Genomic DNA, 25110 nt, shown 5'->3' on the forward strand with positions numbered 1-25110 from the left:
GGTTCAGTCGTCGGCTTCGCCGTTCGGGCCGCCGGTCTTCTTGAGGTACGCGCGCCACGTCATCGCCCACTTATCGGGGTCGTCGATGCGTTCCTCGTCGACCCGGTCGATGGACTGGTTGTGCGGCGCCGTCTTCACCGTCTCGGGGTCCTCGTACGCCTCCTCGGCGATGAGTCGGAGCGCCTCGGCGTACGTCTCGATGTTCTCCTTCGAGTGCATCTCGCCGGGTTCTGGCGTGAACGGCTCCGCGTACGTCCACGGGTCGTGGCTCATCCAGTACGCGTCGATGCCGTAGTCGGTCAACCGACGGCGGATGTCGACCGTGCTGACGCCGGTGTCCTCGTGGAGTTCGCCCCAGCTGTACCGCGTCATCTCCATCCGACGGTCAGTGACGTTCTCGACGCTCTTGGAGAGCCCCGGGACGTCCTTCAGGAGTTCCTCGAGGTAGTTGTTGCCGAGGATGGAGATGTTGCTCGCCTCGACGATACCCTCCGCGCCCATGTTCCGGACCCACATGTACGCTTTCATAATGAGGGGGAGGTTCCCCCAGAACTCCCGGACCTTCCCGACGCTCTTCGGGCGGTCGTAGTCGAGGTAGAACTCGCCGCTGGACTCGTCCCGTTCGATGACGGGCTTTGGGAGGTACTCCGTCAGCTCTTCTCGGCACCCGAAGGCTCCGGCGGCCGGGCCGAGCCCTCCTTTCGGGTTGCCAAACGTCTTGTGGAGCATGTAGTGGGACGCGTCGAACCCGATATCTCGCGCGCGCGAGATACCCATCGTGCTGTTGAAGTTCGCCTGGTCGTAGAAGCAGAGCCCGCCTGCATCGTGGACGATGTCTATCACTCGTCGACGTTCGGGTTGTATATTCCGAGATCGTTGGGGTTCACCATCATCAGTGCCGCCGTGTTCTCTGAGACGGCCGCTTCGAGCGCCTCGGTCGACGGATAACTGTTCTCACCGGGCTGGAGCGTGACGACGTCGAAGCCGGCCACGTCTGCCGTCGCGGGGAGGCACGCGTGGGAGTACAGCGTCGTGATTATCTCGTTGCGCTGGTCGAGTTCGCCGCGGTCCTTCAGGTACTCCCGGAGCAGGTTCGTAAACACGAACGCCGACTGCGTTCCGCTCGCGGGCTGGAAGACGAACTTGTCCATCCCGGAGAGTTCCTGCAGGTACTCGTCGAGCCGGTATCCCATCTCGAGGATTCCTTGAAGCGTGTCGTCGTCCTGGTAGGGGTGGAGCGACGAGATGTACTCGGCCTCCAGCTCCTCGTTCATCGCCGGGGCGTACTTCATCGTACACGTGCCCCACATGCTGATGTTGGTGAATCCCAGCGTCTCCTGGGCGAGGTGGAGGTAGTGGCGGAGCACCCACGGCTCGGACACTTCCGGGAGGGCGGGGTCCTCCTCCCTCGCGACGGAGTCGGGGATGTAGTCGTCGGCGGTACCGACGCTGTCGCGCACCCCCGACTCCGGGAACGCGATGCCTCGTCGGCCCTCGCTGCCCATCTCCATAATCGACGGTTCGTCCCACACCTTCGCGTGGTACTCGCGGACCGTCCCGCCGCGTCGGCCCTCGCGGCCCCCGTCGGTCGGCGTTCGCTCGTTCGATACGCCCTGCACGTCCTCGTCTCCGTCCGGCGAACTCATGATTCGATCACCTCCGAAACCGCGTCGACCAACCGGTCGATGTCGTCTCTCGTGTGTATCTCGGTGACGCAGTAGAGCGCGGCGTCCCCGAGTTCGGGGAAGTCGTCGGCGAGGGTCAACCCGCCGAAGATGTCGTACTCCCGCAGCCGTTCGTTCACCTCCGCCGCCGTCGCGTCCGCGCCCTCGAAGTCCACGACGAACTCCTTGAAGAACGACGAGGAGAGTCTGACGTCGACACCGTCGAGGCGCGAGAGTCGGTCGGCCGCGTAGTGGGACCGCTCGACGACGAGTTCGCCGAGTTCTCTGAACCCGCGGCGGCCGAGCAGCGACATGTAGACGGCGTTCGCGATGGTCCACAGGTACACCGACGTCCCGGTGTAGTCGTTCCCGTCCTCTCGGAGCCCGTAGGAGGAGCGGTGCAGTTGCTCGGGCATGAAGGCGTACCCGATTTCTCCTTCGGTGGCGGTCTCCGTCGCACTCAGGAGGAGGGTCGGGAACTCGACGACGTACTCCTCTTCGTCGCGACTAGCGATGAAGCCGCTGCAGGCGCCACCGTTCATGTGGAGTCCGAGCGGTTGCGTTGTCCCGACGACGATGTCCGCGCCGTTGTTTGCGGGACTGTCGACCAGTCCTAGCGTGGACGGGTCGACGCCCGCGATGCACTCCGCTCCGTTCTCGTGGGCGACGTCGGCGATGGCGCCCCCCTGCGACTCGAACGTCCCGAGGAACGTGGGGGACTCGTAGTAGACGGCGGCCGTCTCCTCAGAGCACTTCTCGCGGAGGTCTTCGACATCGAGTAACCCCGTCTCCCGGTCGTACGCGACCGTCACGAGGTCGATGTTCTCCGCACGCGACGACAGACTGCTGTAGTTCTCCATGACGGCTAGCCGTTCCGGCGATATGGTCTCGGGGACGAGCACTTCCGTCCGGTCCGTCAGACGATAGGCCATCCGCATCGCGAACCCGGCGGCGTTACCCCAACTGTACACTGGAAGTCCGACGGCGTCGAGTTCAAGCAGTTCCCCGAGTTGGCTGCAGAACTCGAACCACGCTTGGTTCCGGCCCTTGTCCGACTCCGGTGAGCCCCACTCGGACGTCAGGAACTCGCGCTGGCCGATTATCTCGTCACAGACTGGCGGGACGTAGTGCTGCCAGCAGCCCGCACCGAGGAAGTTCAGGTTCTCCTCGCAGGTCTCGTTCTGATCGAGCAAGTCGCGGGCGTGCCGCTGAAGTTCCAGTTCCGACTCGGGTCCCGGGAGATCAAGGTCACCGGAGTACCGTAGTCGCTCCGGGATCTGTTCGTACAGTTCGTCCATGTCCTCCGCACCGATGGCGTCGAGCATCTCGCGCTTCGTCGACTCGACGGCGTTCGGCATGTGCGGGTGGTTCGAAGACATATACAGTACGGAGTCGTCAGCACACTCCTTAGGATTTTCCCTGAGCGATCGTCGGAGACCGGCGGCCGACGGGGAGCAGTCGCGCCTCCCGGACAGGGTGGGCGTCGGGATGGATGCTCAGTTGTCCTTCGCGACGGTCGAGACGGCCGCCTCCAGCCTGTCGAGCATTTCCTCCATCTCGTCGCTGGACACCGTCAGCGGCGGTGTCAGTCGGATGACGTTCCCGTGGGTCCCGCAACGCGAGACGAGGAGGCCGCGTTCGTGCGTCTGCGTCCGCACGTCCTTCGCAATGTCCTCGGAAGGTTCGTGGGAGTCGCTGTCGGTGACGATCTCGACGCCGATGTGCAGGCCCTTCCCGCGGACATCCCCGACGATGTCGTAGTCCGCCTCCATCGCTTCGAGGCGGTCGAACGCCTCGTCTCCGACTGTGGCGGCGTTCTCGACCAGCCCCTCCTCTTCGATCACCTCGAACGTGGCGTTAGCGGCGGCGCAGGCCAGCGGGTTCCCGCCGTAGGTGGTGTAGTGGTCGGCGGGAGCCATCGTCTCGCTCACCTCCTCGGTCCCCATGAACAGGCCGAAGGGGACACCGCTTGCGATTCCCTTGGCCATCGTCATGATGTCGGGTTCGACATCCCAGTGGTCGACAGCGAACAGTTCGCCTGTCCGGCCCATCCCGGTCTGGACCTCGTCGGCTACGAGAAGCATGTCCTCCTCCTCACAGATCTCCTTGAGGTGCGGGAGGTAGTTCTCTGGCGGGACCACGATGCCGCCTTCGCCCTGTATCGGTTCGACGACGACGGCGGCGACATCGTCGTTCGAGTCGTACTTGACGACTTCGCGGACCTGTTCGGCGGCCCACTTCCCGAACTCGTTCTCGTCCTCGAAACGGTCGCCATACCGGTAGTAGTTGGGCGACGGTATCTTGTAGGCGCCGGGGACGTGCGGGTGGAACGTGTGGGTGTACTTGTTCTGCCCCGTCAGCGCCATCGACCCGGGCGTCCGTCCGTGGAACGACCCCCTGAGGCTAATGAACTCGCTCGAACCGGTGGCCTTCTTGGCGAGTTTTATCGCCCCCTCGACCGCCTCTGTCCCCGAGTTCCCGAAGAACGTGTTCTTCAGGTCGCCCGGCGACCGCTCCGCGAGCGTCTGGAGCAGGTCGGCCATCGGTTCGTGGTAGAAGTAGTAGGAGGACTGCACGTAGTTCTCCACTTGTTCCTGGACCGCGTCGACGACCCTCGGGTGCGAGTGGCCCGTGTTGACGACGGCGATGCCCGCGACGGCGTCGAGGAACTCGTTGCCGTCGACGTCCCACAGTCTGACTCCCTCGCCATGGTCGAGGACCAAGTCCTGTTGCCCGTACACCGCGGGCATCAGGTACTCGTCTGTCACGCGCTTGATGTCGTTTCTCTCAGTATCTTTCATGCTAACTACTGGGTAGTTTCGTCCTCGCTCATTTATATCTTTCTCGCGGTCGAGCGACTGGTTCGCGGGGACTCCGTCCGCCTCCCCCCGCATCCCGCCGTTCAGTTCGCTTCGAGCACCCAGAGTTCCGTCTGCTGGTCGGTCAGGAATCGAGCGCCGTCGGCTGTCACCTGCACCATCTCTTCGAGCGAGATGCTCCCGTAGTCGGTCTGGATACCGAGTTCGAGCGTGTACACCTCTCCCTCGCGGACCCGGCCGTAGGGCGCGTCGCCGTAGCGGTCCCACGTCGGACCGAGGTACGTGCCACCGTCGTGGACGAACTGACCGACCTGGTGGCCGAGTCCGTGCTGGAACTCCGGCCACCCACGCTCGGTGAGATACTCGCGTGCGGCCGCGTCGACTTCGTGCCCCTGGACGCCCGGTTCGAGACGGTCGAACCCCGCCTCTATGGCTCCCTTCGCGTCCTCGAAGTCGGAGCGAAGCCCAGCCGGGATCTCCGTCTCTCCCTCGGGCTGGTGGTAGTAGACGCGTTGCATGTCGGAGGCGTACTCGTCCTGTATCACCCCGAAGTCGATGCGCATCACCTCTCCCGGCGGGATGGTGACCCCACCGGGTTTGGCGTGCCCGTACTCGCCTTCGACGCCCGCAGTGACCGCCGGACACGTTTCGGAGTCCCACGCCGTCTCGAGTCCTCGGTCCGCGACGCACTGGTGGACGAAGTCGGCAGTGTCTGCCTCTGTCCACTCCGGTCGCCACTTGCTCCGGACTTCCCGGAGAATCTCCTGTGCGGTGTCGACGGCCGCCTGAATGCGCTCTGTCTCCGTCTCCGACTTGCTCCCGCGAACGCGCTTGACGACCGGTTCGGCGCTGACGAACTCCGCGTCGACGCCCGCCGCCTCGAAGTACGCCTCCAGTTGTCGGTAGAGCCCGTAGGACAGTCCGTCGGCCGTCGGATCGGACTTCGAGTAGTTGAGTGCGACTCGGTCCGGCGCGACGTCCGCTATCACCTCGGCGAAGACATCTTGGAGCGATTCCTCGTAGGGATACACCTCGTGGACCCCGTGGGCGCGGACGTTGTCGGCGTCGTGCGTCTCCGTGATGGCTATCTTCCGGCCCGACGCCGTGAGCAGCACCATCCCGGGCCAGACGAAGCCCTCGCCGAGCACCAGCGGCAGACAGGGCTCTCCGAGGTTGTGCGTCTCGCGGGCGAAGGTGAGCCACGCGTCGATATCGGTCTCTCCGAGCGTCTCGACCGCCTGATTCGTCTTTTCTGCGACGATATCGCTGTCAGCCATACGACGGATACAGAGACGATTCATATAAACGTTGTCGACCGGGTCGGGCGGTTCGATCGACGAGCGTCGAATCCGTTTAGATGGCGGATCGAGTCCAGAAGGTAGGCTCCCGGCGTTACGCAAGCAACTCCTCCGCGATCATCCCGACCGGGAGGATGCTGTACTCCATGAGTTCATCGTGGAACTCCTTGCGGTCGTAGTCGTCGCCCAGTCGCTCCTCGTAGGCTTCTCGGAGATCCATGATGAGGGAGAGACCGATGCGGTACGACGACGGGTACGTCGGACGCATGGTGTACCGTTGCACCTCGGTTCTGGCCCACCCCGGTTCGAGTCGCGCTCGGTCGACGAGCAACTCCGTTGCCTCGTCCGGCGTCATCCCCCTCGTGTGGAGTCCGACGTCGACGAGTATCCGGACCGCCCGCCAGAGACCGTTCCGCAGTTGCATCAGGCGCAGTTCCGGTTCGGCGAGGAACCCGGTCTCGTAGAACAGTTCCTCGGTGTACAGTCCCCACCCTTCGACGAAGATGGGACTCGTGAACTGCTTTCTGAGGGGAGTGGCGACCTCCTTCTGTATCGCCATGTGGAGGTGATGACCCGGGTACATCTCATGCTGGGCGATGGCTCGAATCCACGCCCAACTGTGGTCGCGCAGGTGTTCCTCCTGCGCCTCGGGCGAGGCGTCCTCATCGACGGGCGTGACGTACCACTTGCCGGCGAGTCCCTCGTCGAACGGCGCTGTCGTCCACGGCTTGGCGATGGGGTACCAGTTCCGCATGTACGACGGCGTCCACTCTATCTCCACCTCTTCGCTCTCCGGGAACGTGACGAGGTCCTCTTCGAGACAGTGCTCTCGGGCCAGCATCGTCTCGTCCTCGTACGCCTGCCTGAGTTGCGCCGGTTCCGGATAGTCGTCTTTCACGTCGTCGAGGACGTCCACCCAGTCGCTCCCCGGGTCCATCTGCTCGGCCAGTTCGCTCATCTCCGCCTCGTACTGCTCGACCCACTCGCGGCCGAACTCGTACAGGTCGTCGGCGTCCATCTCCAGCCGATGGTAGTCACCGAGGAGACGATCGAACCGGTCTCTTCCGACGGCGAACGATCCTCCCGCCTCGCTCTCGACGTCGCGGAGGAACGCCTCGAACCCGGCGACTGCTGACGCCGCCTCTTCACTGGCCGCGACGACGTCGCTCTCCATCGAGGGAACTTCACCGGCTGCGTCCGGGATGCCCTCGTTCATGAACCGCTGGAGACTCTCGGTGGTTCCGAGCGCCGACTCCACCCATATCGGCGGGATGTCGGCCGGTTCGAGTGTCTCCCGCGCCGTCTCCAAGTATCTCGGGACCGCCCGAAGGCGCGCCCGTAACGCTTCGAATCGCGCCTCGACCGAGACTACCTCGCCCAGCAACAGGTCGTGGAGCCCGTTCCCGAGTCGGTCTAGGTAGTAGCGCGGGGAGCGTTCCCACGGCCGCATCTCGTGGTCGACGCGCAGTTTCTCTAACACCGCCAGCGCCCATCGGCGGTCCAGTTCCTCCTCTTGCGTCAGTTCCGCGCCGTCGAACGCCTCGAACCGGTCAGTGAACGTCGCCATCGTCTCCCCCCACTCGGCGGCGGCCTCGGCCCCCGTCGCGGGAAGTTGGTTGTCGTACTCGTGAACCCCCACGTGCGTCGCCTCAGTGGGGTGGTACTCCCAGTACGATTCCAGAAACTCGTCGACCGTTCGACTGAACTCCGACATGGCTCCGAGACAGTCACGAACGATAATAAGCGTGTGCCTACCCGACTCACCCCACCTCTTTCCGCGTCCAGGCGGAGCGAACGCGTCCCTCGCCCCTTCCAAACAGTTATGCCGACTCGTGCTCCATCTCATTTCACGCGTATGAGCGACAATCTCACCTTCGGGTACGCGATTCCGGGGTACGGCACGTACGAACAGCCATCGGCGTGGAAAGACATCGGTCAGGCCGCCGAGGAGGCCGGATTCGAGACGCTGTGGACGGGTGACCACGTCACCATTCCGGAGGAACTCGACTACGACGAGTACCAGTTCGGCGTCCCCGACTGGGCAGACATCTCCAACCCAAGTCTCGACGTGTTCGGGAAGTTCTCCTACATCTCGGCGGCGACCGACGAGATTCACATGGCGACGAACATCTGTATCGTCCCGCTGCGTCACCCCATCCTGCTGGCAAAGCAGGCGCTCACCGTCTCTGCGCTCTCGAACGGTCGCTTCGAACTTGGGGTCGGTCCGGGGTGGCTCCGCTCCGAGTTCGAAGTCCTTGACGCGCCGTTCAAGACCCGCGGCCCCCACACCGACGAGTTCCTCGAGATGTTCGAGACGGTATTCGAGAACGAGGGCGAGACGGGATTCGACGGGGAACACATCAACTTCCGGAAAACTGGGTTCCATCCACTCCCCGACGAGAAACCGAAGATATGGGTGGGAGGGACGTCCGGCGCTGCACTGCGCCGCACGGCCGAGTTCGGCGACGGGTGGACCGTCGTCGAGCGGACCGCAGAGCAGGTCGGACACACGCGCGACCGACTGATGAACGCGTGGACCGACTACGAGAGAGACGGCGTTCCGGAGATATCCGCTCGCTGTCGCGTCCACGTGGGCGAGCTCGAGGGCGACGCACCGGATGTCGCCACCGTCGGCGATCCCGAGAACGTTGTCGAAGACGTCGAAGCCTACGCGGACGCCGGAACGACGCACTTCATCGTCGGGACGATGACGGACTCGCTGGACGAAGAGATCGAACAGATTCACCGTATCGGCGACGAGATACTCCCAGCGTTCGAGTAACCGAGATCTTCCCCGTCTTCAGTCGAACTATTTTGCGTGGAATCCGCCGTCGACGCGGAGACCGACGCCGTTCACGTACGAGGCCATGTCGCTTGCGAGGAAGAGAGCCGCCTCGGCAATTTCCTCGACCTCTGCGAACCGCTTCTGCGGGATCTCTTCGGTGGGCGGTCCGTGTTCGGGTTCGTCTCGGTCCCCGGAATCAGCGTCTTCTCGCATGGGATTTCGGACGTACCCCGGATGAATCGAGTTCACGCGGACGCCCTCGCCCGCATAGCCGACAGCCGCGTTCTTCGTCAGGACCGTCACGCCGCCCTTCGCGGCGTGATACGCCGCGCTGACCCCGGTTCCGCCTCGAAGTCCCCATATCGAGGAGATGTTCACGACGCTCCCGCCGCCGGTGGCGGTCATCAGGGGGATGCCGTGTTTCATGCCGAGCCAGACGCCTTGGAGGTCCACGTTGAGGACCTGCTGCCACCCCTCGACTGTCTCGTCGGTCACTGACTCGGAACGGATGATACCGGCGTTGTTCACGAGGATGTCAAGTCTGCCGTACTCGTCCTCGACCGTTCGCAGCAGCGATTCCCAGCCGGCCTCAGCCGAAACGTCCTGCGGGACGAACCGGGCATTCCCGCCGGTCGCTTTGATGCCCTCGGCGACCGCTTCGCCGTTCTCCTCGTCGACGTCCGTCAGGACGACCGACGCTCCGTGGTCTGCAAATAGTTCCGCCTCAGCGCGTCCCATCCCGCGGCCGCCACCGGTCACGACTGCGACCCGATCGCTCAACAGTTCCATCGTGGTCGAAACCCTCGCCGAGCGAACAAAAAGATTCCTGTGCGGCTAGCCCGCGGCCGGTGTCGCGGGGGGGTGAGCGGGCTACAGATGCGTCTCGAAGAAGTTGGTGACCCGCCCGAGAGCGTCCCGCCACGTTGCGGGACGCTCGAACATGTGTTCCTCGTCGGGGTAGTAGACGGGGTCGAACTCCACGCCCGCCTCAACGCACTCGGTCGTGAGGTGTTCCAGTTCGCCGACGGTGACGTTCTTGTCGGACGACCCGTGGAGGGCGAGCAACGGCGTCTCCATCTCGTCGACGTACGTGTTCGGCGACCCGACCCGGTACCGTTCCTGAACGATCGGGTCGTCGCTGTCGGGCGCGCCGCCGAACCGGTTGTGGAACCACGAGGCTTCGGACGGTCCCCAGTGGGTCGGACCGAGATCGACGGCCCACTCCTCCCAGGTGCGCCAGTCCCAGATACCGGCGACGTTCACCGCGCAGTCGTAGGCGTCTGTCTTCGTCGCGAGGATATTCGCGAGGAACCCGCCGTAGCTTCGTCCCCACATCCCGACAGTGTCTCCGGTCTCCGGACGCTCGCGGAGGTACGACGCGGCAGCCACGCAGTCCTCAACTTCGACGACCCCGACGTTTCGATGGATGGCCTGCTCGAAGTCGTCGCCGTAGCCGATACCGCTCCGGAAGTTCAGTTCCAGAACGGCGTATCCTTCGCTCACGAAGTACTGGTCGAACAGGTGGAAGTAACCGTACGTCCGGCCGTGGTGGAACCCGCGTCGCATCTGCGCGATGGGCCCCCCGTGACAGAGGACCACCGACGGCACGTCGTCGCCTGGTTCGGTCTCCGGCGGCAAGTAGAGGTAGCCGTAGACGGTCGCGCCGTCCTCGGACTCGAACGTGACCGGTTCCGGTTCGGGAAGGGCGTCGAACAGTTCCGGATCCGGGTGACTTGCGGTCACCCGTCGCATGCCCCCGGTCTCGACGTCGGCGACGTGAACGTCCGTCGGAGTGAACCGACCGGATCGGTGGCACGCGATTCGGTCGCCGTCCGGCGCCCAGTCGGGGTAGACCGCGTTGCCCTCAACGTCGTCGAATCGCGTCCGCGAGACGACCGACCCGCCGTCGAGGGTCGCGACTTCGAGGTGACGTTCCCCGGCGTCGACTTCGTTCGTCACGTACGCGAGTCGGTCGCCGTCCGGGTCCCACGCGGGGCGGTCGTCGGCGTCGCCTCGCGCCTCGAACTCGCCTGCGGTCACCTGACAGACCCCCCTCCCCTCCAGCCCCGGTCGGTCGCTCTCGGCGGTCTCTCGTCTGTCGTCCACGTCGACGGCGTAGACGTGGCGGTAGCCCGTCCGCGCGGAGACGACCGCGAGTCGCCCGGACTCGTGACCGACAGGGGTGTGCGGCAGGAGCAATCCGTCGACGGACTCGGAGGCGATGGCGACGCCGAGACCGTCGTCCTCGCCGAGTCGAACCGACCGGTAGACTCGTTCGGACCCGTCGATCGAGTCCTCTGCGTACACGAGGTGTTTCGCCCCGACCCACCGAAATCCCCGCGGAGACAGTCGTCTGCTGGCGCCGGCGTCGCCTCCCAGACGAGTTCGTCGTCGGTGACATCGTAGACGGCGACGCCGAGCGTCTCTCGATCCGTCTCGACGACAACGCCGAGGTGGCGACCGTCCGGACTCCACGAAAGCGGAGTCGGCCCGAAGAGGTCGGCGGGGGCGAAGTCCTCGCCGGCGTCGAGAGCACGGATCGGGCCGTCGACGTTGTGTATCCAGACGGTTCGGTCGCGGACGTACGCGACGCGGTCACCGTCGGGGTGCCAGACTGGGACGCCGTGGTCGTCCGGCGCACCGGAGAACCGTTCTATCTCCCCGCTGGCGGCGTCCAAGAGGTGGAGGTCGCCTTCCGAGAGGATGAGGCTTGGTCCGGTTCGTTCGGCTGCCACGCGAACGCGGAGACAGGTCGGTCGACGTGAGTCTCCGGAGCGAACGTCCCGTCGCGGAGCGAGACGTTCGTCGACGCCACGTCACCGACGCCCTGCGCCGCGAACGTCGTCTCACCGTCGGCGAATCGAAGGAACCCGATTCGACTCCCGTCGGCGTTCCATTCGATGTCGCTGAGCGTGACGAGATTCAGCGTATCGTCTATCGAGAGGTCCAGAGTTGACACGATGAACTCTGCTCCGTGAGAGTTGAAAAAGATTGGTACGCCAGCAGAGCCAGCCTACTGTTCGAGCGAGACGTTGTTGTAGGGGGTGACGAGGCGGGGGTTCTGGCCCGGAATCGGGTGGACGCCGAAGTCCTTGACCGAGTTCTTCGCCGCCCAGATCTCCTTGAGATTCCACCCCGGTATCTGGACGCGCTGTTCGATTATTTCCTTCTGGATCTCGATGTACAGTTCGCGGCGTCGCTCCCGAGAAGTGGACCGGCGTGACTCCTCGATCATCTCCATCACGTCGTCGTCGCTCCAGAAGTGACCGTGGTTCGTCCCCGCTCCGGACTCGTGGTACATCCCGTACATTTGGTAGTCGGGGTCCGGCGACACTGACCACCCCAGCGCGTACATCTGGTAGTCCTCCTTCTCGCCGGAGGCAAACTTCTCGAGGAAGGTGCCCCAGTCGAGTCGCTGGACTTCGGCCTTGTAGCCCGCCTCCTTGATGCCGTTTGCGACTGAGATACAGAGGTTCTCTCTGACGTTGTCCGGAGGACTGAGTATCGTACACTTCCAGTTGTCGGGGACGCCGGCCTCCTCGAACAGCGACTTGGCCTTGTCGATGTCCTTGCCGACGGCCATGCTCTGGAACTCGTCGATGGGCATGTCCCACGCCTTCGCCGTCGGGATCGGAATCGGCTGGTACTGCCGCACCCCCGCCGGTTCCACGAACTTCGAGACGAACTGGTCCATACTGAACGCGTTATCGATGGCCTCGCGCACCTTCGGCTTCGTCGTCTCACCCTCCTTCATGTTGAACGTGAGGTATCGGTAGCTCAGCGCAGGCGTCTGGTGAATCTCGGCATCGCTGATACCCTTCACCGACGAGTAGAGGCGCGGCGGGACGCCCTGCATCAGTTGCGTGTCGCCAGACTTGAACTTCGTCAGGCGCGTCGTCGGCTCCTTGATGGGGACGTACTCGACCCGGTCGATGTTCGGCTCCCGTTCTCCCCAGTAGTCATCCCACTTCTCGAGGTACGTGTACTCGTTCTCCTTCCAGTCGACGAACTTGAAGGGGCCGGACCCAACCGGTGACTTGAGCTCGAACGCCTGCGGGTCGGATTCACGGACCGACTTCGGCACGATTCCCATCTGGGCGAGACCGTCCACGAACGCGCCGGACGGATACTTGAGGTCGAACTGGACGGTTCGCTCGTCGACTGCCTCGATGGTGTCGACCATACTGTACGTGGTTGCCATCCGCGTCTCCTCCTCGATCGGTTGTCGGAAGGAGTAGGCGACATCTTCGGCGGTGACTGGGTCGCCGTTGTGGAACGTCGCGTCGTCGACGATTTCGACGATCCACCGCTTCCCGTCCTTCTCCGTGTCAGGCATCCCGGTGACGAGGTCACCCTCCACGATGTCGGTCTTCTCGCCGTAGGTGTAGAGGTTGCTGTAGAAACGCTCGCCGACGATGCTCGCCGGACCGCCGAGCTGAAGTATCGGGTCCCACCCAGCCGGACTCTTCACTTGAGCGACGCGAAGCACGCTCTCGGTGTCGTCACTACCCGTTTGGGTGTCGGCCGATCCGCTCGAGGTGCCGGTGTCCTCCGTCTCGTCTCCCGCGCCGTCGGTGGTGCTCGTCCCGCCACCGCCCGAACACCCGGCGAGTCCGACGAGAGACGCTGCTCCTGCAGACTGGAGGAGTCGCCGTCGCGAGACCGAACGCTGCCGTCTCGAATCGATATAATCCCACATCTCGGTGAGAACTGACAACTACACGCATATAATTGTTGTTATCTTTCGTTCATGTCGCTTCGATCAGTCGTCGTACGTGAGAATCCGCCCCGTCGGCTCCGGTCTGACGCCGCTTCAGCGAAAGGATCTGCGGGTCCGACGTCGAGAAGAGGAGACCGAGGATGCGGCTCACCGTCGGCGGTGAAGAGGATAGGAGCGGTCGGCGCCCGATGTCGACTCGAATCGAGGGGTATTGGACTCAAAAAGTTGATATAGGGAAAGGGCGTGTTATCATTTGCCTCCGTGAAACGAGGATGTTGAGCCACCTGTGCCCGGAATCAGCAACTCCCGTGCCTACAGCGGCGTACCCCAGTCCATACGCCGGCAGATTCCGTGGCTCACAGCGAAACGGACGCACCACCGCACGCAAACCGGCCGCTCCACGCCTGACATGGGTCGTGGACTCACCCACGAGCAAGGGCGTCGCACCGACGCCCTGCCCGTAGGACTGGAACGACAGAACGCCATCCGACGATGGCCGATTCGCCATCACGAGGGACTCTCGGGTGGCCTACCTTTCTTCCTCCGTGAGGAAACACGGCCGCCGGTAGTCCGGGAAACCCCGCGAAGACGGACTACGGGGGAGAAGCGACGCAGTTCAGTCCGACGCGGGGGTGAACTTGAACCCGTAGCGGACGACTCCCTCCTCTTCGTATATTCGCCGGATATCGCCCGACACGGGCATCCCAATCTCCACGTCGTCCGGGTCGACATCGGTTACTTGTGCGGTGATACGGGGACCCTCGTCGAGTTCGACGATGGCGACGACGTACCGTCCCTCAGCGCTGGTCTGCGCGGTGAACTCCGGCGGCGCACCGCCCTTGCCGATGACCGTATACGAGTACACGACACCCTTTCCCGCGAGTTGCGTCGTCTCGAGCCCGTCATTCTGGCAGCCCGGACACGCCGCCTTTGGCGGGAACGCAATTGTCCCACAGTTAGTGCACTGTTCGCCCTCGAACGCCAGCCGTTGGCCGATCGACCGCTCGTAGATCGGTATCGGTACATGTGCACCCATCACTCGCTCACCTCCCAGTATCGCACGTAGTCAGTGAAGCTGAGCTCCTCCGTGGATTCGAGGGCCGCTTCGACGCCGACCTCGGTCTCTGCGCCGACTGCAGTCGTCTCGAAGACATGGGCGCTGGCGCCGTGACCGTACCCGTACCCCGCGACGAGAACCGTCTCGCCGGCGTCTGCAGCGTCGAGCGACGCGGCGAGACCGATGAGTGGCGTCGCGGCGCCCACGAAGCCGAGTCGCTTGACCACGAACCCCGCACCCATCTGGTCGCCGTCGAATCCGAGCCGGTGCCCGGCGCGCCACGACATCTTCACGTCGTCTTGCGGCAGTACCACGTGATCGACGTCATCGACTCCGAGCCCGGCGTCGTCGAGCGCTCCCGTCACGACCTCGGAGAGGGCTTCGAAAACCCCTTGGGAGGTGTACGCGCCGAGTCCGAGGTCAGTCACGCCCTCTTCGGACAGAAACTTCGCTGGCAGATGGGCGCCGACGTAGTGAGCGCTCCCGGCCGCGGTCGCAACTGGGTCCTCGCCGCCGACGGCGAAGGCGGCGGCTCCGGCCCCGAGGCCGTGGTTTGCGTCGTCTCCGAACGGTGCGTGCGGAGCATCCGACGCCACTGCGAGGCTCGAGCCGAATCGGAGCGCAGCGTCGAGTGCTTCGACGCCCGCCTTCCAAGAGGTGCCGAATTCGAGCGTTCGGCACTGGCCGTCCAGTCCTACCGCCCGGGCGAGTGGGCCGCTCGTGAGCGTCCCGTCCTGCGGATGAGACGTCGTCGCGACGGCGAGCGTCCCCACGTCGGCGACCTCGATATCGTCTGCAGCGCCAATGGCCAGCGTCACGGCGTCTTCGTCGTACGCGGGGACGGCTTTCCTGTCTATTCTGGCGGCGAACCGCCCGTAGGCCTCCTCATACGCCTCGGCTGTATCGTGATATTGAGGAACACGAATCCCGTACCCCGTGATACCTCGCGTCATCGCGCCACCTCGTACACGAACACCGTCGCTGCGCCGCCGGATCCTCCGACGTTGTGCGAGAGTGCGACGTCTCCATCGGCCTGTCTCTCGTCTGCCTCGCCCCGCAACTGCTCGAACAGTTCGACCACCTGCCCGACGCCCGTCGCGCCGAGGGGGTGACCTTTCGCCTTCAGCCCACCGCTCGTGTTCACGGGGAGGTCCCCGTCGCGGTCTGTGGCGCCCTCGTCGACGAGTCGCCACCCCTCGCCGCTGTCTGCGAACCCGAGGTCCTCGTACGCGAGGAGTTCAGCGATGGTGAAGCAATCGTGGACCTCGGCGAGGTCGACGTCCGATGGGCTCACTCCGGCCCGTTCGTACGCGGCGTCTGCGGCCTCCCTGACGGCCGGCAGCGAGACGATGGTCTCCCGGTCGTGCAGCGCGAGGTAGTCGCTCCCGCCGCCGAACCCGGTGACGTACACCGGGTCGTCGGTGTAGCGAGTGGCCTCGTCAGCGGGGACCACGAGGGCGCACGCCGCCCCGTCCGTCGTCGGACAGGCGTCGTAGAGGTTCAGCGGGTCCGCGATTTCGGGTGCACCCGCCGCCTTCTCCAGAGACACCTCGCGCTGGAACTGCGCTTTGGGGTTCAGCGCGCCGTTTTCGTGGTTCTTTACCGCGACCTTCGAGAGGTGTTCGTGCTCGGCGTCGGTCTCGGCGAGGTAGCGCTGGGCGATGATGGCGTACACGCCGGCGAACGTCGTGCCCGCGAGTCGCTCGTACTCAGTGTCGCCGCTGACGCCCAGCCAGTACTTCGAACGGTCGCCGCTGAGGTCGAGCATCTTCTCCACCCCGCCCGCCAGGACTGCGTCGTGAACGCCCGACCCGACTGCCTGCACCGCGTTCAGCAGCGCGAATCCCCCGGAGGCACACGCGTTCTCGACGCGCTGGACCGGGACCCCCGTCAGTCCGATGTGCGAGGTGACTGACGCGCCCGTGATACCGAGCTGATAGCCGCCGACGCCCAGACTCCCCACGTGGGCCGCGTCGACCTCGTCGGGGTCGTACGCTCGGTCGACCGATTCGACCATCGCGTCGTACGCCGTCGCGAACAGTTCCTTGATACTCTGTCGGGGATGTGCGCCGTAGGGCGTCTGACCCGCGCCGACGATGGCGACGTCGCGCACTACTCGTCGCCTCCCGTGTAGATCCCGTCTGGGTCCAGTTCCTCTCGGATGAGCCGTATCTCGTCCGCCTCGGGCGTCGGCGTCTCCGTCACGTCGTCGGCGAAGGCGAGGTCCCATCCTGTCGCCTCCTGCACCGCTTCGCGCGTCACGCCCGGGTGAATGGTCTCGACGTACATCTCGCCCGCGTCGTCGAACTTCATCACCGCCATATCCGTGATAACCGCCTCTGGGCCGCCGCGCAGGCCGCGTTCGTCGCGGCCCTTGCGGCCGCCGACGTAGCCAGGCGAGGTGACGAAGTCGACCTCCTCGGGGAACCGCCTACGCTGGTGGGGAGCGATGATGAGCGTTCGCCGGGCGTTGCTGGCTATCTCACAGGCGCCACCGCTCCCGGGGAGTCGGACCTTCGGGTCGTCGTAATCCCCGATGACCGTCGAGTTGATGTTCCCCCAGCGGTCGATCTGTGCACCGCCGAGGAAACCCACGTCGATGCGACCTGCCTGGAGGTAGCGACCGAACCCGTCGTACATCGTGACGATACTCCGCGCGCCCGTCGCGAGCACCGGATCCCCGATGGAGAGCGGAAGCGCGTCCGGGTCCGAGTCGACCGTCCCCGACTCGTACACCATCTCGAGATCCGGCGCGTGCGTCTGTTTCGCGAGGTTACACGCGAGATTCGGCACTCCCACACCCACGAGGACGGTGTCGTCGTTCCCCAATTCCAGTGCTGCTCGGGTTATCATCAGCTCCGTGTCGGTGTAATAGAGGTCGCTCATGCGTATCGCCCCACGTCGATCGGTTCGGCGTAATCGCGGGTCGGTTCGAGATCGAGCAACCGGTCGACCCCTAGTTTCTCGACGTACTCGCGTCTGTTATCGACTCCGTGGACCCACTCTGACAGCCACTCGAGCGTGGACTCGTGAGTCTCGGAGACGTCGTTCCAGTCGATGTACGCCTCGTTGTCGCGGCCGTAGTAGCCCTGCGTGTACGATGGGTGCGACCCGTACGGCTCTTCGACCACGTAATCGACGATCGTACCCGGAATCTCGGTCCGATTCGGGTCGCTCCGAAGCGTCTCCGTGTCGACGACCTCCTCGACTGAGAGGACGACGGTCTCGGCCGCGAAAGCGGCATCAACGACGTCGCCCGTGATGCCCCACAAGTGAGCGTCGCCCTCTGGACTCGCTCGCTGCGCCCGTACGATAGCGACATCGGGTCGAAGCGGCGGAACGACGGCCACCTCGTCGTCCGGTTCGTACGGGTTCGCGACGGTCCGGATGCGTTCGTTGTGCTCCGGGAGGCTCGATCCGAGAAAGGTCCGGACCGGGACGAACGGCATGTCTCGAGCGCCTGCGAAGAGACGTGATACGAGACCGAAGTGCGAGTACTCGTCGATATCGATTTCGTTCGGGACGCCGTCCTCGACCGCCCGGCGGAAGGCCCGGAGGCTTCCGACCCCGGGGTTGCCCGCCCAGGAGAAGGTCACCGCAGAAGCACATCCCGCAGCGATCATCTGGTCGAGCACGAGGTCCGGCGTCGCGCGGATGAGATGCAGGTCCTCGTAGCCCTGCCGAATCATCTCGTGACCGGAAGCAAAGGGTATCAGGTGCGTGAACCCGCCGAGATAAACGCTGTCCCCGTCGTCGACGGCCTCGGCGATGGCCGTATTCGTATCTGTCTCTTTCGTCATCGGTAGCTACGTTGAGGGTGAGTCTATTTTATCTTTTCACCAGGGGCACGAGGACCGCCGCGCCGTCGAACTCCCCGGCCCTGCTGGCACCCGAGAGGTCACTGGAACCTGACGCCGAGGTCGTGCATCCCGTCGTTGTTGACGGCGATATTGATGAGAAGCGGCGTGATACCCTCGATTTCGCGCGCGTCGCGAGTGGTCCGGCGTCCAAGGCGCGGATGCCGGTTATCTGTTCAGCCAGTTCGGAGACGGTCTCCGCGGCCGAAGAGTCGTCTGCGACGACCAGTGTATCGACCTCGAGCGCCGCGTCGAGATTGGCTAAGCGACCGGCGGCGATGTTGTGAAAAGCGCCGACGACGGAGACGCGGTCCGGTGCAGCCGTGGCGGCCGCGAGAGTCGTACTGTCCTCTCTTTCGGCGGCATTGAGGTGAAAGCCGTCGCCGTCGCGCGACATCGAGACAGCGGGCACGACGACGATACACCCCTCCGCCAGCCGCTCCGAGACGGCATCGAGCGTCTCTGTCAGGTGAGCGGCTGGCACCGAAAAGACGGCCACGTCGGCACCCTCGACCGCCGCATCGTTCGACGCCCCCGAAACGGCGGCCTCAGCGCTGCGTTCCTCAATTCGATCTCGATACTCGGCGGCGCGTCGACGCGCTTTCTTCGAGTCGCGCGACCCGACGACGAGTTCGTGATCGGTCTCAAGGCCCCACCTGAGCGCAAGTCCTTCGCCGATATCCCCAGTCCCGCCTACAATTGCGATTCGCATAATTGTGAGTACGCCGATACGCTAATGAAGATACCGAAGTCGGTAACGAGAGGGGCGTTTCGAGCGCGTTACTGGAGCGACGCGCCGCCGTCGATGCGGAGCGTCTCGCCCGTGACGTACGACGCGTCACGGAGGTAGGCGGCGGCGTCGGCTATCTCGTCGACGTCGCCGTACCGTCCCAGCGGAATGGACGCCTTGTTCTCCGCCATTTTCGACTGATCCGTCATATCGGTCTCGACGTGCCCCGGTGCGATCGCGTTCACGCGAACGTCGGGCGCAAAATCGAGTGCCAGGCTCCCGGTCAGTCCGAGGAGTGCCGCCTTCGACGACACGTAGTGGGGTTCGTTCGGGTACCCCCTGAGCGCGAGAAACGTCGAGAGATTCGTGATCGAGGGAGAGGGTTCGTTCGATTCGACGAGATGTGGGACGGCGCGTCGGCTCACGGAGAACGCGCTGTTGACGTTCGTGTCCATCACGCGGTCGAATTCGGCCTGACTAAGTTCCAGCGGCGGACAAGACTCCTCGATTCCCGCGTTGTTGACGACGTGGTCGACACCGCCGAAGGCGTCTACCGTCTCGTCGACGAGCCGTTCTACGGCGTCGGCGTCCGAGACATCCGCTTGGACGACGAGCGCCTCGACGCCGCTCGTCTCGCGTATCTCCGTTGCCGTTCGTTCGGCCGCCTCCTCATTTTGGAGGTAGTTGACGACGATGTCGTATCCGTCGACGGCGAACCGCTTTGCGATTGCGCTTCCGATACCTCGAGACGACCCGGTGATGATTGCCGTGGGCATGTCTTGTCGCTATCGTGCGTTGGTGATAAATCTATGTAGAGGGGTCTGACGGGGCAGTCGGTCGTCGTTCTTCAGCGACCGCCGTGGAGAACGCCGCCGTCGACCAGTAGGCTCTCGCCCGTCACGTAGTCGGCGAGGTCGCTCGAGAGGTAGACCGCCGCGTTGGCGATGTCTTCAGGCATTCCGAACCGACCGAGGGGGATGTCCTCCTGTTGCTTCTCGCCCTTCTCCGTACCGATGATCTCGATGTCTTCGGTCACCATCTGCGTCTCTGTCGTTCCGGGGTGGATCGCGTTGACGCGGATGCTCGGACCGAGTTCCGCGGCGAGGGCGTACGTGAGCAGACGGACCGCTCCCTTAGACGCGCAGTAGAGACTGTTCTCCGCGCCGCCGACGATTCCGGCGGTACTGGAGATGTTCACGATGCTACCACCCTTGCCTTCGAGCATCTTCTCGGCCGCGGCCTTACAGCCCAGGAATACGCCCTTGGCGTTGACGTCCATCACCGCGTCGTACTCGTCCACGCTGAGGTCGGTGATGTGCCCCATTTTCAGGATGCCTGCGTTGTTCACCATCACGTCGATGCCGCCGAACGCATCCGCGGCGTTGACCGCCTCGCGGACGTCCGATAGGTCCGTCACGTCGCAGCGGACAAAGACCGCGTCGCGGTCCGTCGTCTCGGTGATTAGTTCATGCGTGGGCTGCCCGGACTCTCTGGGTTCTTCGCGTACATCTGTGACAACGACGTCCGCGCCGTGTTCGGCGAACGTCAACGCGATTTCTCGGCCGTTTCCGCTCGCTGCGCCGGTTACTACTGCTGTCATGCCACTCAACAGCTCGGACATATGCGTACGTATTCCGACGCGCACATGATTGTTTCGATGGCCTCGCGGCGTGACACGGCCGTTCTCGGTCTTGTGTTTTACTATAACGAACAGAGAATAGATAATAAGAAACATAATTCAGGGGTGCAAAGTGCCTGAAGTATTGGTCTCGGGGTTTGAGAGGGCAATATTCTCGTCCCTAGTTCATCACGCGCTGAGTGAAGTAGAGCGAATAGTCGAGCTAGATTATTTCTTAATAACGAACGGGGCGTGAGAACGAAGGCCGCCACCGGTAGAACCGACCGATCCTGCCGCGAAGACCTACAGTCCTCTGAATCGCGTCTTCGAGTGTAACTCTCGACCAAAGCAGAGAACAATCACGGAGTCTTTACTTTACGATCATAGGACTGTAAATGTAACAAGTACAAGACCGTTATTCGGCCGAGTGACTGAGTGGCCAACTACCCCAGAGACGAGAGAGGATGGGGCGTTGACGCCCCATCGAGATGCCGTTCAGGAGAGTGCATGCCTTACCAGAATCGCTTCCATTACATATTTAGGATCGTAATCAACATCAGTTTCCCTGGGGTTCGCTTGAGCGTCTCACAGGCGAGTCTCCCTTAACGCGAGAAGCGCGGTCGTGAGCGACAGACCGGCCGGGTTCCCTCACACCCTCTCAAACTAGAGTTTCGACGTGCCATCTAAACTGTTCGCTATCGGGAAACGAATGTATATGTTATATTTTCGTGTCATATCCAAGAGATGCAGATAGAGGCCCGCTTTGACCCCGTAGAAGCCGGTTTCTGCCTCTCGAACGACCGGGAACCCGCGTACCATCATCTCGAAGCAAGGAACGTCAGAGGATGTCGAAAGAAGCGTTCCGTACGGGCGTCGTCGTACTCCGTTTCACGCACCGCTCACGCGGTCAGTCGACGTAACTCCGTCTGCGGTTCGATGAACCACTCGGCGCCATCTTCTGTTACGACAGCCATATCTTCCTGGCCGAGGTAGCCGTATTCGGTTTCGACACCGAGTTCGAGCGTGTATATCTCCCCCTCTCGGACGACGCCTTTCGGAGAGTCGCCGTACCGGTCCCAGAGCGGTCCCAGCAGCGTTCCGCCATCGTGGGCGTTCCGCCCGACGTTATGCCCTACGGCGTGCGAGTACGCGGGCCAGTTCCTGTCGGTGATCTCCGTCCGAGCGGCCTCGTCCACTTCGTGCCCCACGGCACCCGGTTCAAGGGCCTCGAAGGCCGCGTCTATCGCCGCCCGAACGTCCTCGAAGGCCGCCTGCAGGTCGTCGGGGATCGGCTCGCCGGACTCGGTCGGGTAGTAGTACAGTCGCTGGATGTCCGTCGTGTACCCTTGGTACTTGACGCCGAAGTCGATGTGTAGGACCTGTCCGGGTCTGAGCGTGATGTTGCCCGCCATAGTGTGGCCCATCTCCGAATCGGCACCCGCGTGAACCGTCGGACAGTAGTCCCACGACCAGGCGCTTCCGAGGTCCTGTTCGCGCATCCGGTTGTGAACGTAGTCGGCGACGTCTGCCTCGGTCCAATCAGGTTCCCACTTCTCCGTCACCTCATCGAGCAGACTCGTGGTGAGTTCCCCCGCTCGGACCATCCGCTTGCGTTCGACGGACGATTTGTCGCTTCGGAGACGAGTGACGACTTCGTCCGCGCTGACCAACCGGTCCTCGTAGCCAGTTCCTTCGATGAGTCCCTCCAGACGGCGGTACATTCCGTGGGTGAGACCATCGGCAATCGTGTTGTCCTCGGCGTAGTTGACGGCGATCTCATTGGGGTCGATCTCTTTGAGCAAATCGACGAAAGCGTCCTCCAGGGAGGTGTCGTAGGGATAGACGTCGTAGACGCCGAGTGAGTTTACGTTCGGTGCGTCGTGACTGCCGATAATCGTTGCCTTCTGCCCTTCCTTGGTGATCAACACCATCGTCGGCCAGACGACGTCGAAGCCCAGAAGCAGTGGGAGGCAGGGTTCGTCAATCTCGGTCGTCTCACGGCAGTACGTCAGCCAGAGATCTGTGTCGGTCTCCTGTAACACGTCGACGGTTTGTCTGACTTTCTCTCTAACGAGTTCACGATCTGGCATCGTACACAGGTATCGCAGCCACTAGCTATAAAATTGTTAGCATCGAGTACGTCGACCGCCAACCGGTTCGCGTCCAGTAGGAAGATTAAAAAGATGCAACTCAAATACTAATTGAAGTCATGAGAAGTAATAGCACCTCATACTGGGAGTCGAACAGCATCCCACGTCGGCGTGTCTTGCAGTCGCTCGGGGCGGGGGCGACCGTCGTCGTGGCAGGTTGCTCGGGAGACGGGGGGCAGACTACGAATACGACCGCTTCAGACGGCGGAGCGACCCCGAACGAGGACGGCAGAGAAACGTCGCAGACTTCGACAGACGAACCGCAGTCGCAAGAGGGCGGGACGCTGCGAGTGTTGCAGAGCAACTCCCCGCCGGACTTCGACCCCGTGAAGGGCCTCGGAATCTCCTCGGCCATCATCGGAGAGAAAGCGTTCAGCACGCTCTACAACTACGACTCCGAGTTGAATCTCGTCTCCGATCAACTGACGACGGGGATGCCCGATACGGAGAACGACGGGAAGCGGTGGATCGTCGAAATCGTCGACGGCGCGACGTTCCACAACGGTGACCCCGTCACCGCCGAGGACGTCGTCTACTCGTTCACCGCTCCGAGAGAGGAGGGGTCGTGGGTGGCTTCGACCTGGAGTATGGTGGACACGGTCGAAGCCGTGGACGAGACGACAGTCCAGTTCGACCTCCAGTTCTCCTACGGAGCGTTCGGTCACGCGCTGGCGGCGATGCAGATAGTCCCCAAAGCGGTCCGCGAGCGCGACACAGAGAAGTTCGCGGTCGAACAACCCATCGGATCGGGTCCGTTCCGCATCACCAAGTTCAACGAAGGCGAGATAACCCGTCTCGAACGCTGGGACGATTATTGGGGCGACCGCACACCGAACTTGGACGTCGTCGAGTTCGTCCCCGTCAAAGAGTCGACGACGCGCGTCACGGAGTTCAAGACCACCGAGGCCGGCCTGATGAAGGACGTGCCCACGAAACTGTACGATACCGTCCAGAATATCTCCGATGGCACTATCCAGTCTGCGCAGGCGCTCAACTACGGCTTCGTCTCGTTCAATCTGAAGGCGGGAGAGACGACGAAGCCCGAGGTTCGCGAGGCAATCGACCACTGCGTCGACCTGAGCCAGGTCGCCGAGAAATTCTGGAAACCCGTAGGCGTCCGTCAGTATCAGCCGATGCCGACCGCGCTGGCGAAGTCCTGGGATATGCCGCTCGACGAGTTCGAGAGCATGGCGGTGGGTAAAGATATCGACAAGGCGAAATCGCTGTTCGAGGAGGCTAACGTCCCCGACGACTGGACCTGCCGGATGATCTACGAACCGCTGGAGCCCATCAAACAGATGATGGTCTCCATCGCGAACGGTATCAAAGAGGCGGGGTACGACGCGGAAGTGGTGACACTCGACCGCGGGACGTTCCTCGAACGGTTCACCACGGGCGACCCGAACGACTACAACATCTACTCCCTCGACTGGGGCCTCTCTCCGAACCCCGACTACCAGATATACAACATGTACCACGAGTCCGGTGCGGGTGCGAACCAGGGACACTACTGGTCGGACGACGAGGCGATGGAGATGATCGAACAGGCGAGGCGGTCGACGGACCGCGACGAGCGTCGTCAGTTGTACGCCGACATCCAGCGGATGGTCATCGAACAACGCGTCCAGATGCCGGCGTACTCGATGAAATCCGTCTGGGGGGTGAAGGACTTCGTCAAGGACTTCGCCGTCTCGCCCCTGACCGACAAGAACCCCCGACTGCTCACGGAGTCGAACAACGTCTACGTCGAGACGGACGGGTGAGCGGCGTCAGAGCACCTACCCGTCGCTCGATTCGGTTTCGAGGAACGCCGTGAGGAGGTCGACCGTCGCTCCGTTGACCGGTGTGACGAGTGAAGCACGGTTTCGAGCCGATGCCCGAACCGACACTTATTGGTCGCTCGTACCCTCATTCACACCCACTATGAGTTCCGACCCAAACCCGAGACGCGCCGACACGGGTCTCGAAGAGAGCAACGACTTTCTCGGGGAGGCCGTGCGGCGGTTCGTCCCACAACCCCTCGCCAGGGCCGCGCTGACGGTCGATCTCACGACCGACTACGACCGGTACGTCCAGGGGACCTCGGTCGACTGTCGCGTCGAATTCCGCAATAGGCTCCCGGTCCCCGTCGGAGTCAGGACGGCGGGCCTACTCCTCTGGGACTGGGAGGTCGACGGACGAACGCCGACGCACGACGAACCCCGCGTCTTCCCCGACTCGCAGGGCGTGTTCGAGTTCAAGGGCGGCGAGCGGAAAGTCGTCGAGTTCAGCTGGGACGGACGACTGAAGGACGGCGACACGTGGTCACTCGCGCCCGTCGGGAGTTACGAACTCACCGTGTTCGTCGCCACCGGGAACCGACGACCGAGTGCGCGAGCGACGATAGAGATAGTAGACCGGGAGGCGTAGCAG

Annotated in this window: 21 protein-coding genes and 1 pseudogene; 3 read left to right on the forward strand and 19 right to left on the reverse strand. The window is 63.4% G+C overall.

The annotated features are described in order from the left end of the window. Positions 1–3: 3 nt before the first annotated feature. The 6 genes from GJ632_RS21765 to GJ632_RS01075 form a co-directional block, all read right to left on the reverse strand. On the reverse strand, positions 4–843 hold the full coding sequence (locus GJ632_RS21765) for a hypothetical protein (RefSeq protein WP_197427789.1): 840 nt from the start codon (positions 841–843) through the stop codon (positions 4–6). Further along, entirely contained in the window at positions 840–1646 is an 807-nt protein-coding gene (locus GJ632_RS21770; protein ID WP_197427790.1) for a hypothetical protein, read from the reverse strand. The genes GJ632_RS21765 and GJ632_RS21770 overlap by 4 nt, the downstream gene beginning before the upstream one ends. After that, positions 1643–3043, reverse strand: coding sequence for an aminomethyl-transferring glycine dehydrogenase subunit GcvPA (gene gcvPA, locus GJ632_RS01060; protein ID WP_191451718.1), 1401 nt, complete (start codon positions 3041–3043; stop codon positions 1643–1645). The genes GJ632_RS21770 and gcvPA overlap by 4 nt, the downstream gene beginning before the upstream one ends. A 117-nt stretch (positions 3044–3160) precedes the next feature. Further along, positions 3161–4465 carry an aspartate aminotransferase family protein gene (locus GJ632_RS01065; protein ID WP_197427791.1) on the reverse strand — a complete coding sequence of 435 codons (1305 nt, stop codon included), beginning with the start codon at positions 4463–4465 and terminating at the stop codon, positions 3161–3163. Between the two features lie 101 nt (positions 4466–4566). Then, positions 4567–5760, reverse strand: a complete 1194-nt coding sequence (locus GJ632_RS01070) for a Xaa-Pro peptidase family protein (RefSeq protein WP_197427792.1) — start codon at positions 5758–5760, stop codon at positions 4567–4569. Between the two features lie 115 nt (positions 5761–5875). After that, on the reverse strand, positions 5876–7495 hold the full coding sequence (locus GJ632_RS01075; RefSeq protein WP_197427793.1) for a DUF885 domain-containing protein: 1620 nt from the start codon (positions 7493–7495) through the stop codon (positions 5876–5878). A gap of 141 nt (positions 7496–7636) precedes the next feature. Between GJ632_RS01075 and GJ632_RS01080 the strand changes: the two genes are divergently transcribed. Next, positions 7637–8563 carry a TIGR03619 family F420-dependent LLM class oxidoreductase gene (locus GJ632_RS01080; RefSeq protein WP_197427794.1) on the forward strand — a complete coding sequence of 309 codons (927 nt, stop codon included), beginning with the start codon at positions 7637–7639 and terminating at the stop codon, positions 8561–8563. A gap of 27 nt (positions 8564–8590) precedes the next feature. Here GJ632_RS01080 and GJ632_RS01085 read toward each other — a convergent pair whose 3' ends face one another. The 13 genes and pseudogenes from GJ632_RS01085 to GJ632_RS25065 form a co-directional block, all read right to left on the reverse strand. After that, the gene (locus GJ632_RS01085) at positions 8591–9355 is read right to left on the reverse strand and encodes an SDR family NAD(P)-dependent oxidoreductase (RefSeq protein ID WP_191451726.1); all 765 of its coding nucleotides are present in this window, start codon (positions 9353–9355) and stop codon (positions 8591–8593) included. An 81-nt stretch (positions 9356–9436) separates the two neighbouring features. Continuing rightward, positions 9437–10873: a prolyl oligopeptidase family serine peptidase gene (locus tag GJ632_RS01090; RefSeq protein WP_343160947.1), complete on the reverse strand. Its 1437-nt coding sequence runs from the start codon at positions 10871–10873 to the stop codon at positions 9437–9439. 346 nt (positions 10874–11219) lie between these two features. Further along, entirely contained in the window at positions 11220–11525 is a 306-nt protein-coding gene (locus GJ632_RS01100; RefSeq protein ID WP_191451732.1) for a hypothetical protein, read from the reverse strand. 54 nt (positions 11526–11579) lie between these two features. Further along, on the reverse strand, positions 11580–13265 hold the full coding sequence (locus GJ632_RS01105; RefSeq protein ID WP_191451734.1) for an ABC transporter substrate-binding protein: 1686 nt from the start codon (positions 13263–13265) through the stop codon (positions 11580–11582). Between the two features lie 637 nt (positions 13266–13902). Continuing rightward, positions 13903–14322 (reverse strand): Zn-ribbon domain-containing OB-fold protein, encoded by a 420-nt coding sequence (locus GJ632_RS01110; RefSeq protein WP_191451735.1) that lies wholly within the window; start codon positions 14320–14322, stop codon positions 13903–13905. Continuing rightward, positions 14322–15296: a 3-oxoacyl-[acyl-carrier-protein] synthase III C-terminal domain-containing protein gene (locus GJ632_RS01115; RefSeq protein WP_191451737.1), complete on the reverse strand. Its 975-nt coding sequence runs from the start codon at positions 15294–15296 to the stop codon at positions 14322–14324. Before GJ632_RS01115 ends, GJ632_RS01110 begins: the two co-directional genes overlap by 1 nt. Beyond that, complete coding sequence (locus tag GJ632_RS01120; protein WP_343160948.1) at positions 15293–16456, reverse strand: thiolase domain-containing protein; 1164 nt, start codon at positions 16454–16456, stop codon at positions 15293–15295. Before GJ632_RS01120 ends, GJ632_RS01115 begins: the two co-directional genes overlap by 4 nt. After that, positions 16456–17229 carry a CoA-transferase subunit beta gene (locus tag GJ632_RS01125; protein WP_191451741.1) on the reverse strand — a complete coding sequence of 258 codons (774 nt, stop codon included), beginning with the start codon at positions 17227–17229 and terminating at the stop codon, positions 16456–16458. Before GJ632_RS01125 ends, GJ632_RS01120 begins: the two co-directional genes overlap by 1 nt. Beyond that, a complete protein-coding gene (locus tag GJ632_RS01130) occupies positions 17226–18143 on the reverse strand; it encodes a CoA transferase subunit A (protein WP_191451742.1) in 918 nt (305 codons plus the stop codon). The genes GJ632_RS01125 and GJ632_RS01130 overlap by 4 nt, the downstream gene beginning before the upstream one ends. Positions 18144–18241: 98 nt before the next feature. Next, positions 18242–18912: pseudogene (gene npdG, locus GJ632_RS01135) on the reverse strand (NADPH-dependent F420 reductase). A 68-nt stretch (positions 18913–18980) separates the two neighbouring features. Then, positions 18981–19706: an SDR family NAD(P)-dependent oxidoreductase gene (locus GJ632_RS01140; protein ID WP_191451744.1), complete on the reverse strand. Its 726-nt coding sequence runs from the start codon at positions 19704–19706 to the stop codon at positions 18981–18983. Positions 19707–19777: 71 nt separating this feature from the next. Then, the gene (locus GJ632_RS01145) at positions 19778–20551 is read right to left on the reverse strand and encodes an SDR family oxidoreductase (protein ID WP_191451778.1); all 774 of its coding nucleotides are present in this window, start codon (positions 20549–20551) and stop codon (positions 19778–19780) included. Positions 20552–21447: 896 nt separating this feature from the next. Next, positions 21448–22590: a M24 family metallopeptidase gene (locus GJ632_RS25065; RefSeq protein ID WP_197427797.1), complete on the reverse strand. Its 1143-nt coding sequence runs from the start codon at positions 22588–22590 to the stop codon at positions 21448–21450. Positions 22591–22991: 401 nt separating this feature from the next. On the opposite strand from GJ632_RS25065, the gene GJ632_RS01155 reads away from it, so the two are divergent. Both GJ632_RS01155 and GJ632_RS01160 read left to right on the forward strand, forming a co-directional pair. Beyond that, positions 22992–24461 (forward strand): ABC transporter substrate-binding protein, encoded by a 1470-nt coding sequence (locus GJ632_RS01155; protein WP_197427799.1) that lies wholly within the window; start codon positions 22992–22994, stop codon positions 24459–24461. Between the two features lie 160 nt (positions 24462–24621). Further along, complete coding sequence (locus tag GJ632_RS01160; RefSeq protein WP_191451750.1) at positions 24622–25107, forward strand: hypothetical protein; 486 nt, start codon at positions 24622–24624, stop codon at positions 25105–25107. Positions 25108–25110 lie beyond the last annotated feature (3 nt).

The organism is Halogeometricum sp. CBA1124, assembly GCF_009741955.1.
GTDB classification, from domain to species: domain Archaea; phylum Halobacteriota; class Halobacteria; order Halobacteriales; family Haloferacaceae; genus Halogeometricum; species Halogeometricum rufum.